The following is a 17410-nucleotide window of genomic DNA, read 5'->3' as shown; positions in this document are numbered from 1 at the left end:
CTTACCTAATTTCAATTGCCTTAAACTTACACTTTTCAACGCAAATTCCACATTTAGCACACTTCTCTTGATCAATTACATAAGGTTTTCCTCTTTCACCAGAGATGGCAGATTGAGGACAAGATCTTGCACAAAGACCACATCCCTTACAAAGTTCAGGATTTATCACATATTTCTTGAAGGCAGTACACATTCCACTAGGACATATTCCTTCAATATGAGCAATGTATTCATCTCTGAATAGTCTCAATGTACTTAATATAGGGTTTGGAGCTGTTTGCCCAAGACCACATGCAGATGCGGTTTTTATAAGCCCTGCAAGAAACTCCAGATTTTCTAAATCTTCATAAGTTCCCTTCCCTTGAGTAAATCTTTCAAGGATACGGTAAGATTGCATTAACCCCTCACGACATGGAATACACTTACCACAGGACTCTCTCTTTGTAAAATCAAGGAAAAATCTTGCAACTTCTACCATACAAGCCTTCTTGGAAAGGACCACAATACCTCCTGAACCTACCATAGCTCCAGCAGACTTTAAAGAGTCATAGTCCAATGGAAGGTCTAAGAATGCCTCAGAAAGACATGCACCAGAAGGACCGCCTATCTGCACTGCTTTAAACTCGTTATCATCAGTAAGCCCTCCACATATGTCATATACGATCTGTCTCAAAGTAGTGCCAAATTCTACCTCTATTATTCCTGTAAGTCTTACTGGCCCAGTTACAGAGAACATTTTGGTACCAGGAGAATTAGGAACTCCTCTCTTCCTATAATTTTCAGCACCGTCTCTTATGATCTTAGGTACATTAGCATAAGTCTCTACATTGTTTATAAGAGTTGGATAACCCCAAAGACCTACTTGAGCAGGATAGGGTGGGCGTGGACGAGGAACTCCTCTTTTTCCTTCAATAGAAGCAAGAAGTGCAGTTTCCTCTCCACATACAAAAGCTCCTGCTCCTTCTTTTATCTCTATATCAAAGGAAAAACCAGTGCCAAGAATATTTTCTCCCACAAGGCCTAATCTTTTTGCATCCTCTATAGCCTTTCGGAACATCTCCACTGCTACAGGATATTCTGCTCTAATGTAAGCATATCCCTTTTGAGCCCCTATAGTGTAAGCTGCAATAAGCATACCTTCTAAAACTGCATGAGGATCTCTTTCTAAAAGAGTCCTATTCATAAAAGCTCCAGGATCACCTTCATCTCCATTACACACTACAAACTTCCTATCTCCTTTACTATTTTTGGTTATCTCCCACTTTACTCCCGTAGGGAAACCTGCTCCACCTCTTCCACGAAGCCCTGAATCTTTAATAGTCTTTACTACCCAATCAGGATTCCCTTCTTTGAGAACCTTAATGAAGGAGAGATATCCTCCTCTTCCCATATAATCGTCAATACTATCACACTCACACTTTCCTATATCCTCCATAATATAGAAGGATTGTGCTTTATAGAATTTTGCATCTTCCAATCTTTCTACCCTCTCGCCTGTGGCAGGATCTGTAAAGAGTAGTCTCTCCACAGGTTTACCCTTAAGTATTGTTTCTTCATAAATCTCTTTGACATCCTCAGGTTTCACTTCAGAGTAAAAATATCCATAGGGCATAACTATTACCCAAGGCCCTGAGGAACATCTTCCACAACACCCTGTTTTTCTAACCCTTTCCTCATTATCATCTAATTTTTGTAAATTAACATTTACATTATTCTCTTTAAAAATCTTTTTCAGCGCTTCATAAACCTTTAATGATCCTTTTGCAGCACAACCTGTACCCACACAGACATAAACATTAAGATCTTCTAATTTCTTCTTTCTCTCAATCTTTTTCTCTTCGATATACTGAATAGCTTCATCTATAGTTCTAAGCATTTTCCATCTCCCTTTCTTTCAAATTTCTTAAAATTTCCTTTACTTTCTCAGGAGTAAGATTTCCATATACTTCTTCATTTATGACCATCACAGGTGCAAGAGCACAAGCACCAAGACACCCTACCTGATCTAAGCTAAACATTAAATCCTCTGTAACCTCTCCAGGACCAATGTTTAATTCTTCCTTTATTGCGCCAATAAGAGAAGTAGAACCTGCCATATGACACGCAGTACCATCACAAACAAGAATGGTGTACTTACCCTTAGGTTTCAAGGAGAATTGAGCATAAAAAGTAGCCACACCATAAATTTTTGCAGGAGAAATATCAAGAGCAACACCAATATAATTTATTACATCCTCTGGAAGATAACGATATTCTTTTTGTACATCTAAAAGGATTTTTATTAAATTATCTTTACGATATCCATGCTTCTTAAGAATCTCTTCTACCTTTGCAAAATTTCTTTTAAGCTTCACCTTTCTACCTCCTTTAATAAGCTTCAATATTAACGATCTTTCCTTTTCTTTCTAAAATCTTGGCAATATCATTAACAATCTTAAACTTTAAGGACATATCGTAGCTAAAAAGAGGATTCTGATAAGCAGGATTTATAGCTTTGCCTACAATAAAGCAAACCTCATCTGCTTTTTCTATAAAGTCAACAATAAGACTTGCTCCATAGCCAACCTTATTGGTTTGACCATCAAGATATCTAAATACCTGAGTAAGAGTAATTATTCCTTCGGTTACTAAATCTACTCCCTCCATATATCCCACAGGAGGAGAATCCTCTGATATAGTTTTTAGGTCAAGAGAAATCTCCCTACCTATCACCTTACCTACTATCTGTGCAGTAGTACCTCCGCATATCACCCTCCTTCCTGGCATATTTATAAATCTATTAACCACATACTCATCAAGATTAGAATCTGACGGGGGCCCAACCATAATATTCAACCTATTAAAAGTCCTAAAATGTAGAGCACAACAGAGAGCATCGTCACCTTTTATCCCTTTATCCAATCTTTTTGCCTTATCAATAAGATGATTTACAATCTCTTTTGGAGAAAGCTTATATCTGATAAGATTAAAAATTTCTCTTTTTATATTCTCTATTCCCAACCCTAAAGGATAAAGCTTACTGCCAAGGCCTGCTTGTGAAACCCCATCGGTCATTATAAATAATAGATCCCCCTCTTGAGGGGTAAAGTAACTTTCTTTTATCTCCCTATCCTCTACAAATAATCTTTCTTTTTTAAGTTCAATAAAGTCATCCTTTCTGAACAAAAGAACCACAGGAAACTCATATTCTGCTATATAGCAGATATTTTCTTTAGCTTTAAAAAGCACACTACAAAAGTTGGCATAACTTATATCCCTTACTTTACATTTGGGCAAAGTTGCAAGAATACTCTTCATTACCTCATCTACAGGCATATCGTTAAAAAGCATAGTAGTAGTTAAAGAGGCAGTAAGAGTAGAAAGAATGCTTGCTTTTATACCACTTCCAAGTCCATCAGATACGGTAACCACTACTCTATCCTCATTCCTCTTAATCTTAATGGAATCTCCGCAAACTTCCTCTCCCTCTTTACTTTTAAAGGCAAAATTCACATCACAAGTTAGCATCCTCTTCTAACACCTTCCTAAACTGAGCAAACTGACTCTTAGTCTCTGCAATAGATTCTCCAAGTAAACTTGCAATCTCCTGAGCAAGAAGCATCTGACGATTTATCAATTCTTCTATTTTCTCTGCACTTTCTTTCTTTAACTTATTCAGCTCATCTTCTCTCTTTTTCTCATTGGTGATATCTAAAAGTAATGCCACTTTACCGTTATCATCGGGTAAATTAAAAGTCTTTACAAAGAAGTAATATTCATCGCCATCAATACTTATCTCTAAAGGATTTTTTCCGCTATCTATTTCTTCAATGACAAAGTCTAATAAAGCCTCTTTGTTATAGAAGAAATCCTCTCCGGCTGGATTTAAATAAATAGGCTTTCCATTTTTATATATAATGACAATATTTGGAAACTCTTCAATAATTGCATTGCTTACCGAACTCACCTTATCAATAAGATAAGTAATACACATCTCTTTCTCTGCTTTTCCAAGAATCACAGCTATGGCTTTATCTCTACAAGTTGGATAACCACAAGCCCCACAATTTAATTCTTTTTTAGGATTGTCTTTTCCCATCTCTCTTAAAACTTTGCGTATTCTTTCCTCTGGAATCTCAATAATCTTTTTTTGAGAAGAGAAATTTCTTTTTATATCTAAATCAATGAGTTGAGGCTTTATTGACTCTCCTTCTACTTCCCTTAATTTTTCCATATAGGAAAGAATTCTTCTTCTCTTCTCTAAAATTCCAATATCTTTCCTTATAGCTGGTCCGTTTATACACCCTCCAAAACATGAAGAAGCTTCAATTACAAAACCTTCCCCATAGGAAGAGATATTTTCAAAAACTCTTATGATGTTTTCTACTCCCTCAACCACAAGATAATTTTCCCAGCTTCCCTCAAGAGTAGAATTTATCCCCCCACTTACTGGATAAACTCTTCCCCTTTGAGGATAAGGAGGTGTGGGAAAAGATTCTTCAAGTTCTTCTATATTAACGTTACTTCTTTCTATATAAGAAGAAAGCTCCTCATAAGTCATTGCAAGATCTACATAATCTTCCCCATCTCTCTTTTTAGCTATGCATGGACCAAAATAAACTACAGGGAAGTCACCAAAATAGTTCTTCATAAAAATAGCATGCACATTCATAGGAGAAAGAAAAGGTGCCAAATAAGGAATTACCTCTGGATAATATTTCTCTGCAAGTTCAAAAACTACCGGGCAAGCAGTAGTGATAAATGTCTTTTTTCTCCCTTCAATGAATTTTTTATAATGATGAGAAACTATATCAGCTCCTACTGCTGTTTCTTGTACTGCAACAGCCCCAAGATTCTTTAAAAAGGTAATAACCTTAAAAGGCTCATCAAAATGAGCAAAAAAAGAAGGAGCAATGGATACTAAAAAAGGCTTTCCCTTAAAACTATCTAACAAATGGGTACTTCTTACATAAGTCCTAGCCCTCTGAGGACATACTTCGATACATACTCCACATAAAATACACTCGTCATCAATAACATAGGATTTGCCCCTGTTGAACATAATAGATTTAACGGGACAATTTCTGAGACATTTATAACAATATTGACAGCTTATCTCTTGTGTTAAAATCAATTTTTTCATTTTTATACCCCAACATATCGTTCTAATTTTATCGTTATATTTTTCACGATATATTTTAAAAAGAGATGAACTCATATTTCAATTAAAGTTTTGTTAAAACTGCATTGAAGAAAATTTAAAGTTGTAATATACTTTAAAAAGTTAATAAGAGAGAGAGGTGAATTAATAAGGGGATATTTTAAATTTTATTTTTTTACTTATTTTTGTAACTAATTACAAATTTTTTTCAGAAGGGGGTTTTGTATATGAAGAAAATTTACATCTTTTTGTTGCTAATTAGTTTCATCCTATTTATTGCAGGATGTGCAGGCTCACCCCAAGTAACCCAACAAGAAACTGCTCCCGGAGTAACGGAAGTAACTACTCCTGAAGGAAAAGCTCAAGTAATTAACGTGACCAAACTTGGAGTCTTTAATGAAAATCTAATGTTTTCTGCTCCTTCCAATTGGTATATTGTGGTTCAAGGAACAGCAGAAGTAGAAGAATATGGAGCTAAAGGTGGATTTTTCTATGTAAAGATTAAAAATCCTGGGGATGCTTTCTGGCATATACAGTTTGGAACCCATGTTCCTCTTCCTGCTAACAAAAAATATAAGCTTACCTTTGAAGCAAAAGCAGATGCAGAAAGAGACTTACAAGTTAGGGTAATTCAAGATCAAACCTGGGAAATTGTAGAAAGCACAACCTTCAACTTAACTCCTGAGGTACAGAAATTTGAGTGGGAATTTACTCCTAAAAAAGATGGGCATATTATAGTTTTTGATATGGGGAAAATTAGTGAAAAAAGTATTGCAACAACAATCTATATTGCTAATGTAGAACTTGTAGAAGAGTAAAAAAATTAGGGGGGAGAAATAAATTCTCCCCCCTTTAAGGAATCATCCTAAAATCTCATCTATTCTCTTTAATTCCTCTTCTGAAAAATCTAAATTATAAATTGCCTTGACATTTTCTTCTATTTGCTCAGGCCTACTTGCTCCTATAATTACAGAAGAGACAACTTTATTTCTTAGAATCCAAGATATAGCAAGTTGAGCGACACTTTGCCCTCTTTCCTTTGTTATTTGAGATAATTTCTTAACTTTTTCAATCTTCTCAGGAGTTATGTCACTCTCTTTTAAGAAAATACCCGATTTTCTGACCCTTGAATCTTCAGGAATTCCGTTAAGATACTTTTCAGTAAGAAGCCCCTGAGCAAGAGGAGAAAATATGGTAGCTCCTATGCCCAGCTCCTCCATAACATTAAAAAGCTTTTCTTCAGGCTTTCTAAAAAACATGTTATACAGAATTTGATTTACAATAAGCCTTACTCCCATCTTAGATAAAGTCTCATAAGCGAGCCTTGTTTCTTCGGGACCATAATTAGAAATTCCTACATATAGAGCTTTTCCCTGCCTTACAATCTGATAAAGAGCCTCCATCGTTTCTTCCATTGGAGTCTCAGGATCTGGCCTATGATGATAAAAAATGTCTACATAATCAATTCCCATTCTTCTCAAACTCTGATCAAGACTTGCAATCAAATATTTTTTACTCCCAAAGTCACCATATGGTCCATCCCACATTTTGTATCCTGCTTTCGTAGAAATTACAATCTCATCCCTATAAGGCTTTAAGTCAAGTTTTAAAATTCTTCCAAAATTTTCTTCAGCAGAACCAGGAGGCGGACCATAATTATTGGCAAGATCAAAATGAGTAATGCCAAGGTCAAAAGCTTTTTTAACCATATTTCTCATATTCTCAAAGGAATCATTGTATCCAAAATTATGCCAAAAGCCTAAGGATATAACAGGAAGCTTTAGCCCACTCCTTCCACATGGCCTATATATCATATTCTCATATCTCTTAGGATCAGCAACATAAATCATTTTTTTATCCTCCTTATTCTCTTATGGCTACACTCACATCCTCAAAGATAGTAGATGGAAAAACTCCCATGTTACCCACATAATTTTTATTTTCAATAGCTACTACTTTCTTCATAACCTCATAAATATTTCCAGCCACCATTGCATCCTTTACATGTCCCACAATCTCTCCATTTTCCACATACAATCCTGGAGAAAGTCCAATGGAAAAATCGCCATTAGGAATATTTCCACTATGTGCTCCTAAGGCTTGTGCTATTATTATTCCTTTGTCTATAAGCCTTATCATCTCATGAAAATCCTTATCTCCTGGCTTCATATAAAGATGTTCCAGGGCTGGAGTAGGCCTTACTCTAATAATTTCACCACCCCAATCAGAAACTTTATAGCCATTCCCTGTGGATCCAATCCCCATCTTACTCCCATAATAGAGGTCATAATAAAAATTCTTCAAAACCCCATTCTCCACTATAGGAAGGACTCTGCTTTCTACACCCTCATCATCAAAAGCCCTTGCACCAGGTAGAGAATCATTAAAGGGATCATTATATATGGTGATGGAGGAATCAAAAATTTGAGTACCTATCTTGTCAATTAATGGAGTGGTTCTTTCGTACACATTTTTACCATTGGTACCATAAATAAGCCTCCAAATTAATACATACATGGTAGTAGGTAAAAACATTACTTTCATTCTTCCACTTTTCGCTTTTACTTCTTTTTTAGAATTATTGTAAAGAAAAGTTATATACTCAAAATCTTCTTTTGAAAACTCTTTGAATTTTTTATCTACAATTATCCTTGAGATTGAGGAATAAGATCCCGGATACATTGCAGCAGCATAACACATATAGGAGGAATTTTTTGTGCTATAATCAACCCCTTTGCTATTTATTATTCTTATCTCTGATACTGATTTAACAACTCCCACATTAATCTGTGTATTTGTAGCCTGCGATAATATCTCAGAGATTCTTTGGCCTTCTTCTACCATCTTTGTGTTTGTAAGATTTTCTATTTCAGGATCGTAGGTATTAAGTACTTTTAATTCTCTCCTCTCAGGAAAAGAGAATTCAACCCTTATATCTCCTTTTAAAGAATCAACAGCATTCTTTACTAATCCTTCTGGATCAAGAAGGTTTTTAGTATATGAAAATCCTAATTTTCCATCTTTAATTATCCTTAGCGATATCCCTGATTGGATAGAACTATCAATATCCTTTAATATCCCATTTTCAAAAGATACCCCTGATGAAAAACTATTAATTTGATATATCTCAACCTCATCAGTATATCTCTTGCCTATTTCAATTAATTTTTCAAGCATTATTTGACACCCCCTATAACTACATTTTTAACCAATATATGAGGACCACCATGACAAGATCTTATATTAAGCTGTCCTTTACCACAACCGCCAACCTCTGAAAGCTCAAAGTCTTTTCCAATAGCCACAATGTCCATTAAAGTTTTGTAAAGATTACCTGAGATGTTTATATCTCTCAGTAATTTTCCTATTTTCCCATTTTTAACCTCAAAAGCATATTGAGCACCAAAGGTAAAATTCTCACCAGAAGTCTGACCACCTTTTGCATCCAATATGTACAGACCATCGCCAAGAAGCTCTAAAAGTTCCTCAAAGGATTTATCCTTGGGTTCAATAAATATATTCCCCATCCTTACAATAGGAGGATATCTATAATCCTCTGCCACACAGTGTCCTGTAACAGGCTCACCAAACTCTGCCGCCGTTCTCCTTGAGTGAAGTCTTCCCACCAATACACCATCTTTCAATAGATAAGTCCTTCTTGCTCTAACTCCTTCATCATCGTATTTATAAAAACCTAACTGATTTGGTATAGTAGGATCATCGATTATGGTCAAAATATCATTGCCAAGTTTAGCCCCTATCTTCATTCTTTCCCTCATAGATGGATTATCTTCGATCAAATCCGCCTCAGAAAAATGTCCAAAGGCCTCATGAGTAAAAACTCCTGTCATATCTGGATTTAATATCACATTATATACTCCTCCTATCACTGGCTCTGCCTTTAAAAGGTCTAGAACAATTTTTGTCTTCTTTTCAAACTCCTCTTCTCTATTTCTCAATCTATAAAATCCATCACTTCCACCTATCCCTACCCTTACGTTCTGCACCAAAGAGCCATCTCTACTTATAAGCATTCCTCTTATTCCAGTAGTTATTAGATCTTCTCTTATCTCTGTGCCCTCCGAACTTACAAAATACTTCTCTCTTACAACTTCAGTGTACTGCATATTAGTAGTAATATTTTCAAACTTTAAGGGAATCTCATTATAGTGCATCAAAAGTTCAAGTTTTTCATCTATAGAAACGGCTCTTGGATCCTCCTTCAAGTTGGGTATAAAAGTGTCTTTTACAACCTCTACTTCTGCAAGCCTAACCTTTTTCTTTGAATTTTTTGAGATTAATTCAGCATTCTCAAGACAAATCTTCAGAGCTTTCTCTGCATCCTCAATTCTTGTAAATGCTACAGAAGAAAATCCACCATTTTTAAGTATTCTTACCACAAATCCGTCTCCCGTATTAGTACCTAACTGGAATATTTCTCGGTTGTTTAAAACAATCTTCGTCTCACTCATCTTCTCATATCGAATATCCACGTAGTCTGCACTAACCTTTGAGATCAACCCCCTCAAGACATCAAACATTCTTCTTTTTGCCTCCTTTCCTTTACTTTTTCTAAGAGTCATTTTAAGAGTATATCAAATATTAAAACTTACAAGGAAATCTTATATAAGTTTTTACCTTCCTTTTTACTCTGATACATCAGTTCATCTGCTCTCTTTAATAGGGTGTTCATTGTGTCATTTTCCCTAATTAAAGTTCCTCCAACAGAGACAGTAATCTTTATAATTCTTCCAGCCTCCTCTAAAAAAGAGTTTTCAATAAGATTTTTTATCCTCTTAGTTAAGCTCTCCAAAGTATTAATATCTCCAACCTGTAGGATAACTACAAATTCATCTCCACCATACCTAGCTACCATATCCTCTGTTCTCAAATTATTCTTTAAAGTTTCTGATAGCATTTTTAAAACTTTGTCCCCTACATTATGCCCATATCTGTCATTTATTTCCTTGAAATTATCAATATCCATAAACAAAACCCCAAAAGCCTTTTTATTTTTTTTAAAATTATTAATTTGCTTTCTAAGGAAAAAATTAAGTCCCCTTCTATTTAAAACCCCCGTGAGTTCATCAATATAAGTAAGCTCTCTCAACTTTTCCAATTCCTTCTTTAAATTTGTAAACTCTATCGCCTCATTAAAAATCTCTATAGCTCCAATGATTCTATTCTCCTCATCCTTAAGAGGCAAAACCCTAACAAAGACAGGAACTCTCTGACCATTTTTGTGGTGAAGATATACTCTCTTTTCTATATACTTATTATTTTCTATGGCATACACTAATGGGCACTTATCCTTACAAAGCTCTCTACCTTCGTCATCCATATGTCTTAAAATATTATCATAGCAATGAGAATTTATTATTTCTTTCCTTTTATATCCAGCTATTTCTTCTGCCTGTTTATTCCAATACAAAATCTTTCTCTCAGTATCTACAAAATAAACCCCATCAGAAACTCTATCAAAGATTTCTTGAAACCCTTCTGGCAGTTTCATTTAAAAAATTCCCCTTTCTAAACTTGCTAATATTTTACGTTATTTTAAATTATAACAACCATTAAATTTGTGGTAAAATAAAAATGATATTACTTTTTAATTTGGGAGGTTAAAAAATGCAAAAAAGAGGTTTAGAAATTGGCTCTCAAGCCCCTGATTTCTCTTTGAAAGATCAAAATGGAGATGAATTTAAACTTTCCAATTATAAAGGGAAAAAGATACTTCTTTCTTTTCATCCCCTTGCTTGGACTTCTATATGTTCTAAACAAATGTTATCCCTAGAAGAGAACTATAACAAATTCTTAGAACTCAATACTATCCCTGTGGGAGTAAGTGTTGATCCAGTACCTTCTAAAAAGGCTTGGGCAGAAAATTTACAATTAAAAAATTTAAAAATTCTCTCTGATTTTTGGCCACATGGTAAAGTAGCAAAGCTGTTTAATATATTCCGTGAGGAAGATGGATTCTCAGAAAGAGCGAACATAATAATAGATGAAGAGGGAAAAATAGTTTTCTTTAAAATATATCCCATAAGAGAACTTCCTGATATAAATGAGATAATAGAATTTTTAAGTAATAAATAAAAGCTAAGTAAAGTTCTTGACCTTACTTACGAAATCTCTAAAAAAGTCAAGCTTTTCTGTAAAAGAGTAGAGCTTCTCAAGATCTACATCAATGTAAGGTCTCTTTAACATATCTCTTATATTTACATAATTTATTAATTTTTCTGCAGACATTCTATCAAGAATATCATTATCCCCTAATATAGCAATACACTCTTTATAATTTTTGGCATTACCTAAATTTCTCTCATTCACAATACCACAGGCAATTTCCCCTATACCTGTTATACATAAATATAACCCATACTTCAAAGCCCATTGAATTATCTTATCTTTTTTAACATTCTCCAAGGAATACCTATTTTTAAAATCCTCAAGAATAGTAATATTCTCCTCAAGCTTCTTAACTCTATCCCTAATAACCATATTCTCTCCCCTTTTAAATCTTATTTATTGGGGTAAAGAAAGAGACTCCTTCATCTTTATTCTCAATAAAATAACTTTTTATCCAATCCATGATCTCATCCCTAACCTTTCTAAAAGCGTAAAGCTTCTCCTCATAACTTCCCTCCACGCTTGCAGGATCCATAAATCCCCTATGAATATATTTTTTACCTCCGGGAAAGAAGGGACAATTCTCCTTTGCATTATCACAAACAGTAACCACATAATCGAATTCCTGCCCTTTAAACTCTTCTATACTTTTGCTTCTGTGATGAGATATATCAATTCCAATTTCTTTCAATACCTCTATGGCAAGTGGATTTACCCCTCGTGGCTCTGTACCCGCAGAGTATGCTTCATACTCATCTCCATATAAAGCATTTACAATTCCTTCCGCCATTTGAGACCTGGCGGAATTATGGGTACATACAAAGAGTATTTTCTTCTTTGCCATTTTTTACCTCCTATACCAAAAGAAGATCTTTGTTATTATTTTCATCAAAAATCTTCATAAGTTCAAGTATTAGAACTTCAGACTTTTTATTGATTGTATTATTTCTAGAAATATTACTTTGATAAAAGCAGAAATTCACTGCTGAATGGTTTAATATAAGATGAACCAATGCTTCTTCTCCTCTTTTGTTCTCTAAAAAAGCATCAACTATTTCTCCATTACTAAAAAATATAGCTCCCTCGCTATGATTTGCATTCAACATAAGAATACCACTTTTATTAGAATAAGAAAGAAAACTTATTAGAGTAAGAAGATCAAGAATTTCTATGCTTCCCTGAACAATCATTTTAATACCCTCCTTTTAAAAAGGGGAGGAAAAATCCTCCCCCAAATTTACTTACTAAACACCAACTCTCTAACTTCAGCTGAAGATAATACATTGTCCTTATAAGGATCTTTTCCTATCAAACTCATTAGCTTTTTATAAAGATCAGTGTTGTCATAATATCCATTGAAGATATAAGATCCAGCACCAATAGCATAAACAGGTACAGGCATACCAGTGTGAGAATATGATGTCCAAGATATTCCTGCCTTTTGATTTAGAATACGAGTCACAGTAATAGTTAAAGGATCATAGCCACCATATAATAGATAACTCTTAGCATCGTTAGGTCTTTCTTTTGGATCCATCATGGAAAGTTTAAAGGCTTTTTCAAGCTCTTCAATTTCACTTTCATTCAATGCAAGTTGTAATCTTATTTTTGCCTCTTTATCTCCAGCTTTTGCCCTATTTTCAAGTTCCTTCCTTACCTCAGGGCTTAATATCTCAAGACCATAGTATTCTTTAATTTGAGGCAAAAGATCAGAAAGTTTAGCCTCTTCTCTTTTTACTTTGCTCTTATACTCGTTAACAACCTTTGTAAACTCATCGTAGGATATTTTTTGACGTGAAAGTACATCAAGGTATACCTCATATCTTGTTCCTGCATAACCTATACTCAAGCCTCCTGTTTCATGATCTGCTGTAACAATGATAACTGTCTCAAAGGGTCTCTTCTTATAGAACTCTAACGCCACTTTTATTGCTTCATTGAAATCTAAAACATCATATATAACTGAACCTGCATCGTTAGCATGAGCAGCCCAGTCAATTTTTCCACCCTCTACCATTATAAAGAAGCCCTTAGGATTGTCTAAAAGCTCTATAGCCTTTTTAGTAAAATCTGCAAGAGAGAGTCCCAAATTTGCTCCTCTTAAGCGGTTTATAGCATAAGGTAGTGCCTTTGAAGAATCAAGTATAGGATTGATAGCGACTATTTTATTATCTCCTTTTCTCAACTTCAAAAAATCCTCAATCTTATCCACAATCTTATATCCTTTTTCTTTTGCAATCTCATATACATCCTTTTGTTTTCCATCCTTACCCTGAGGCTGTAAGAATCCGCCTCCCCCAAAATAGTCAAAATTACTTTCAAAAAGTTCAAGAGCTATAGCATAGTAATTATTTCTACTTGGTTGATGAGCATACATGCCAGCAGGAGTTGCATGGTCAATAGATACACTGGTTAAAACCCCTACTTTATATCCTAAATCCCTTGCCTCCTCAGCAACACTCTTATATTTAAACTTAAGAGTTGGATCCATATTAATTACTCCATCATTAGTCTTCTTACCTGCTGCCATAGCAGTAATAGCAGATGCAGAATCAGTAATATAACTATCAGCAGCATAAGTTGTCATCAAACCCACATTAGGAAACTGAGTAAAACTTAACTTCTCTATAGATGGACTATTGGATTTCCTGCCAAGAAACGCTTCTGTCAGATATACATGATTTAATCCCATTCCATCCCCAATAAACCAAAAGATATACTTTACAGGCTTTCCTTTATAGAGGGAAGAGGAAGACTGAAGAGCTACCCCAAAAGAAGAGGAAAAGAATACAAAACCTAACACCAAAATAAATATTAGGAGAACTTTTGAAAACACCCTGTCAAACCTCACTTTTAAATACCCCCTTTCAAGTTTTTGGGAATTTTCTCTCCATAATAAAGCATATAAGTTTTGTTTTAAATAGCAGTTAAAACCAAATAAAAAATAAAAAAACATATGTTAAAATAAAATTAATATTTCATAAAGGAGGTTTACAAATGCCTCAAAAAAGAGTAGTTGCCTATTTTCCTGAGTGGAAAGTAAGGGATGAATATTTGGGTTATTCTATAGAAGATATTCCTTGGAAATTCTTAACTCATATTAATTATGCTTTTGCCAAGATAGTAGATGGAAAAGTACATCCCATTGACGAAAATCTTTTTTATTCAAATATGAAAAAGATAAAAGAATTTAAAAAAGAATACAAAAAAGTAAAAGTATTAATCTCAGTTGGAGGATGGACAGACTCTGGAGAGTTTTCTGATGTGGCGTTAACAGAAGAAAATAGAAGAAAATTTGCTAAAAGTGCCCTTGAATTAATAAAAGAATTTAATCTTGACGGAATAGATATTGATTGGGAATTTCCTGTAAGTGGCGGACTGCCCACCAATAAAGCTCGTCCTGAAGATAAAGAAAATTTTACCTTACTTCTAAAAACCTTAAGGGAAGTATTGAGTGAGGAAAATAAAGATCTTCTTCTTACCATAGCTGCTCCTGCAAGTTATACTCAAATTCACAATACTGAGCCAGACAAGTACCATGTATTTCTTGATTTTATTAATCTCATGACCTACGACTTTCATGGCGTTTGGGATAAATACACCAATCACCATTCTCCTCTTTACGGAACCCCAAAAGATCCTGATGAAAAAAGCCGAGAAAGAGCAAACTGTGACTCTGCAGTAAGAGAATATTTAAAATTTAAGGTACCTTCCGAAAAGATTGTTCTTGGAGTTCCCTTTTATGGAAAGGGATGGATTTGTGAGGATGAAGGCTATAATGGACTTTTTGCAAAAGTAAAGGGAATTCCCTATGGGATATTTGATAGTGAAGGCCATCCCTCAGGAAGTAATCCCTTTTTCTTTATAAGAGGAGTACTAGAAAATGATCCAGATTACATAAAATTTAGAGATGAGTACGCAAAAGTCCCCTGGCTATGGAATCCCAAAGAAAAAATTATGTACTCCTATGATGATGAAGAATCCATCTCAGAGAAATGTGACTATGTAATTAAAAATAACCTCGGGGGAATTATGTTCTGGGAAGTCACACAAGACTACCCCTTTAAAGGGTACACCCTTGTAGAGCTTATTCATAATAAACTTATGGAGGGATAAAAATGGAGATAATAAGATTAAACCCCTCATATATTGATGATTTAATTGAGCTTTGGAGCCAATCTTTTGCTTTTCCCTATGAACAGGTAAGTACATGGGTAAATGAGAAAAGTATAAGAAATTGTATAGGAGCAATCGAAAATAACAAATTAGTCTCAGCCCTCAGCATCATACCTATGGAGGGATATGTAAGAGGAGAGCTCTTTTCCTTCTCAGGAATAGGAGGTGTAGCTACCCTTCCAGAAAAAAGAGGAAAAAATTATGTACATTATTTACTAAGAGAGGCTATTAGAATATCAAAAGAAAATGGCAGTACTTTTTCCTCCCTTTATCCTTTCTCCTTTGAATTTTATAGAACCTTTGGATGGGAGCTCGGAGGATTTCAAAAAAGATATCGTAGAAAAACCTACTCCATTCCTAAATTTCCTGAAATGGAAAAGGTAAAAAGAATTCCTCTTGAAGACTGGAAACTTATAAAACCTGTATATGATAAATTTTCTAAAAACTTCTCTGGCTCCATAAAAAGAACTGATGAAAGATGGGAAAGCCTAATTTTTAGAACCCGCACCCTAACGTATCTTTATATTTATGAAGATAAAGAGATAGAAGGATATCTCCTTTATAGTGTAGAAAAAACGAATATAAATAGAATTGTTGTAAGGGAAATGATAACTTTAAACACCTCTGCATATAAAGGATTTTTAAGTCTATTTTCAAGACAGGCCATGACTATAGAAGAAGTAGAATGGACTGCCCCTCTTGATGATCCTCTACCCTTTATTCTTCCCAATCCAAGGGGAGAATGCTCTATTGAGCCAACCTTCATGATAAGAGTTATAGATGTAGAAAGGGCACTTTCGTCATTAAAATACGATGAAAATATAAATATCAAAATTGCATTAAAAATTAAAGACGAACATGGAGAATGGAATGATGGAATATGGAATTTAGAAATAGAAAATGGGAAAGGAAATTTAGAGAAGAAAGATGGTTTAGAGTATGACATAGCAATAAACATAAACACTTTATCTCAGATAATTACAGGAACCATATCTCCAAAAACGGCTTATAACCTCGGATATATAGAAGTTAACAACTTTAATGCTCTTAACGACTTTAATAAACTGTTTTCAGAGTATCCAACCTTCTGCTGGGACTACTTCTGAGAAGTATGATACTAAGGGGGAAACACCAACTTTGTCTCCCCCTTATTTTCCTCTATAAACAAATTGAGTTGGGCTTGCAAATCTCAAAGCAATTACAAGAAAAGTCATAGTAATTAAGAAGTATACAACTGCTAAAGCATCAATAGCCTGAGGAGGACGTGTTCCAGCAGCATAAGCATCATAGTAGAGAGCTACAACTACTGTTTGAGATTTTGGCCCTGCTACTAAAAACGTTAATTCAAACATAGCAATTGTCCTTACAATGGACAGAAGCGCAGCAGTAAAGATTCCCGGTACGGTTAGAGGGAGAAGTATCTTCAAAAAGGTTTGCAATCTGTTAGCCCCTAAAACTCTTGCTGCAGATTCATAACTGACATCTATCTGTTCAATAAAAGGAGTCAAGATTAAGGTTACATAAGGTACTACTGGTACAAGATTAGCAAGTATAACTCCAGGAAGCCTTGTAGCAAGTCTTAGTTTGTACAATAATGCAGCAAGAGGAATACCATAAGTCATCGGTGGTATAAGCATAGGCAATAATAAAAGAGATAAGATCACATTTTTAAATCTAAAATCATATCTTGCTAAAACATATGCCGTAGGAAGGCCAATTATTAAAGCTATCAAAGCTACTGATATTGCAACTACAAAGGTGGCATAAAGAAGCTGAGGAAGATCATGTTCTCTTGCCATATAAGCATACCACTCAAAAGTAAATATTTTGGGCAACAATTCACCATACCATTCTTTACTTAAAGAATTTAAAACCACTGTAAGAATAATACCAAGAATATTAAAAGAATAGATCACTATGGCAAACCAAAATAACGCTTTTGATAGACCTACTCTATTCCTCATC

At 34.6% G+C, this 17410-nt stretch carries 17 protein-coding genes; 4 read left to right on the top strand and 13 right to left on the bottom strand.

The annotated features are described in order from the left end of the window. Window position 1 precedes the first annotated feature (1 nt). Genes DICTH_RS01915 through DICTH_RS01900 form a run of 4 tightly spaced genes read right to left on the bottom strand, consistent with a single transcriptional unit; the run spans window position 2 to window position 5122 of the window. Window positions 2–1876, bottom strand: a complete 1875-nt coding sequence (locus DICTH_RS01915; RefSeq protein ID WP_012547391.1) for an NADH-ubiquinone oxidoreductase-F iron-sulfur binding region domain-containing protein — start codon at window positions 1874–1876, stop codon at window positions 2–4. After that, window positions 1869–2354, bottom strand: a complete 486-nt coding sequence (gene nuoE / locus DICTH_RS01910; RefSeq protein ID WP_012548490.1) for an NADH-quinone oxidoreductase subunit NuoE — start codon at window positions 2352–2354, stop codon at window positions 1869–1871. The genes DICTH_RS01915 and nuoE overlap by 8 nt, the downstream gene beginning before the upstream one ends. Before the next feature lie 13 nt (window positions 2355–2367). Further along, window positions 2368–3507: a SpoIIE family protein phosphatase gene (locus DICTH_RS01905; RefSeq protein WP_041723171.1), complete on the bottom strand. Its 1140-nt coding sequence runs from the start codon at window positions 3505–3507 to the stop codon at window positions 2368–2370. Further along, on the bottom strand, window positions 3494–5122 hold the full coding sequence (locus DICTH_RS01900) for a [Fe-Fe] hydrogenase large subunit C-terminal domain-containing protein (protein WP_041723169.1): 1629 nt from the start codon (window positions 5120–5122) through the stop codon (window positions 3494–3496). The genes DICTH_RS01905 and DICTH_RS01900 overlap by 14 nt, the downstream gene beginning before the upstream one ends. Window positions 5123–5367: 245 nt before the next feature. Between DICTH_RS01900 and DICTH_RS01895 the strand changes: the two genes are divergently transcribed. Next, window positions 5368–5958, top strand: coding sequence for a carbohydrate binding domain-containing protein (locus DICTH_RS01895; protein ID WP_012548328.1), 591 nt, complete (start codon window positions 5368–5370; stop codon window positions 5956–5958). Between the two features lie 42 nt (window positions 5959–6000). On the opposite strand, the gene mgrA is transcribed toward DICTH_RS01895, so the two are convergent. From mgrA to DICTH_RS01875, 4 genes are all read right to left on the bottom strand, one after another. Then, window positions 6001–6990 carry an L-glyceraldehyde 3-phosphate reductase gene (mgrA, locus tag DICTH_RS01890; protein WP_012548195.1) on the bottom strand — a complete coding sequence of 330 codons (990 nt, stop codon included), beginning with the start codon at window positions 6988–6990 and terminating at the stop codon, window positions 6001–6003. Window positions 6991–7003: 13 nt separating this feature from the next. Continuing rightward, window positions 7004–8317: a TldD/PmbA family protein gene (locus DICTH_RS01885; protein WP_012548071.1), complete on the bottom strand. Its 1314-nt coding sequence runs from the start codon at window positions 8315–8317 to the stop codon at window positions 7004–7006. Then, window positions 8317–9681 (bottom strand): TldD/PmbA family protein, encoded by a 1365-nt coding sequence (locus DICTH_RS01880; RefSeq protein WP_041723167.1) that lies wholly within the window; start codon window positions 9679–9681, stop codon window positions 8317–8319. Before DICTH_RS01880 ends, DICTH_RS01885 begins: the two co-directional genes overlap by 1 nt. Before the next feature lie 68 nt (window positions 9682–9749). Further along, complete coding sequence (locus DICTH_RS01875) at window positions 9750–10652, bottom strand: GGDEF domain-containing protein (protein WP_012548753.1); 903 nt, start codon at window positions 10650–10652, stop codon at window positions 9750–9752. Window positions 10653–10768: 116 nt separating this feature from the next. Here DICTH_RS01875 and DICTH_RS01870 point away from each other — a divergent pair, with 116 nt between their 5' ends. Next, window positions 10769–11236: a peroxiredoxin gene (locus DICTH_RS01870; protein WP_012546977.1), complete on the top strand. Its 468-nt coding sequence runs from the start codon at window positions 10769–10771 to the stop codon at window positions 11234–11236. 3 nt (window positions 11237–11239) lie between these two features. On the opposite strand, the gene DICTH_RS01865 is transcribed toward DICTH_RS01870, so the two are convergent. The 4 genes from DICTH_RS01865 to DICTH_RS01850 are packed head-to-tail and all read right to left on the bottom strand — an operon-like array spanning window position 11240 to window position 14120. After that, a complete protein-coding gene (locus DICTH_RS01865) occupies window positions 11240–11641 on the bottom strand; it encodes a DUF86 domain-containing protein (protein WP_012547851.1) in 402 nt (133 codons plus the stop codon). 13 nt (window positions 11642–11654) lie between these two features. Beyond that, a complete protein-coding gene (locus DICTH_RS01860) occupies window positions 11655–12113 on the bottom strand; it encodes an arsenate reductase ArsC (RefSeq protein ID WP_012547737.1) in 459 nt (152 codons plus the stop codon). Between the two features lie 10 nt (window positions 12114–12123). Next, entirely contained in the window at window positions 12124–12459 is a 336-nt protein-coding gene (locus tag DICTH_RS01855) for a DUF4388 domain-containing protein (protein ID WP_012548164.1), read from the bottom strand. Window positions 12460–12506: 47 nt separating this feature from the next. After that, window positions 12507–14120: an alkaline phosphatase gene (locus DICTH_RS01850; RefSeq protein ID WP_012547015.1), complete on the bottom strand. Its 1614-nt coding sequence runs from the start codon at window positions 14118–14120 to the stop codon at window positions 12507–12509. Window positions 14121–14266: 146 nt separating this feature from the next. Between DICTH_RS01850 and DICTH_RS01845 the strand changes: the two genes are divergently transcribed. After that, window positions 14267–15385: a glycoside hydrolase family 18 protein gene (locus DICTH_RS01845; protein WP_012547410.1), complete on the top strand. Its 1119-nt coding sequence runs from the start codon at window positions 14267–14269 to the stop codon at window positions 15383–15385. A 2-nt stretch (window positions 15386–15387) separates the two neighbouring features. After that, the gene (locus DICTH_RS01840; protein WP_012548506.1) at window positions 15388–16551 is read left to right on the top strand and encodes a GNAT family N-acetyltransferase; all 1164 of its coding nucleotides are present in this window, start codon (window positions 15388–15390) and stop codon (window positions 16549–16551) included. 42 nt (window positions 16552–16593) lie between these two features. Here the strand turns inward: DICTH_RS01840 and DICTH_RS01835 are convergent, their stop codons facing one another. After that, entirely contained in the window at window positions 16594–17409 is an 816-nt protein-coding gene (locus tag DICTH_RS01835) for an ABC transporter permease (protein ID WP_012548780.1), read from the bottom strand. Window position 17410: the final 1 nt, after the last annotated feature.

It is taken from the genome of Dictyoglomus thermophilum H-6-12, from assembly GCF_000020965.1.
Lineage (GTDB): Bacteria > Dictyoglomota > Dictyoglomia > Dictyoglomales > Dictyoglomaceae > Dictyoglomus > Dictyoglomus thermophilum.
This window is presented reverse-complemented; position numbering and strand designations above follow the sequence as displayed.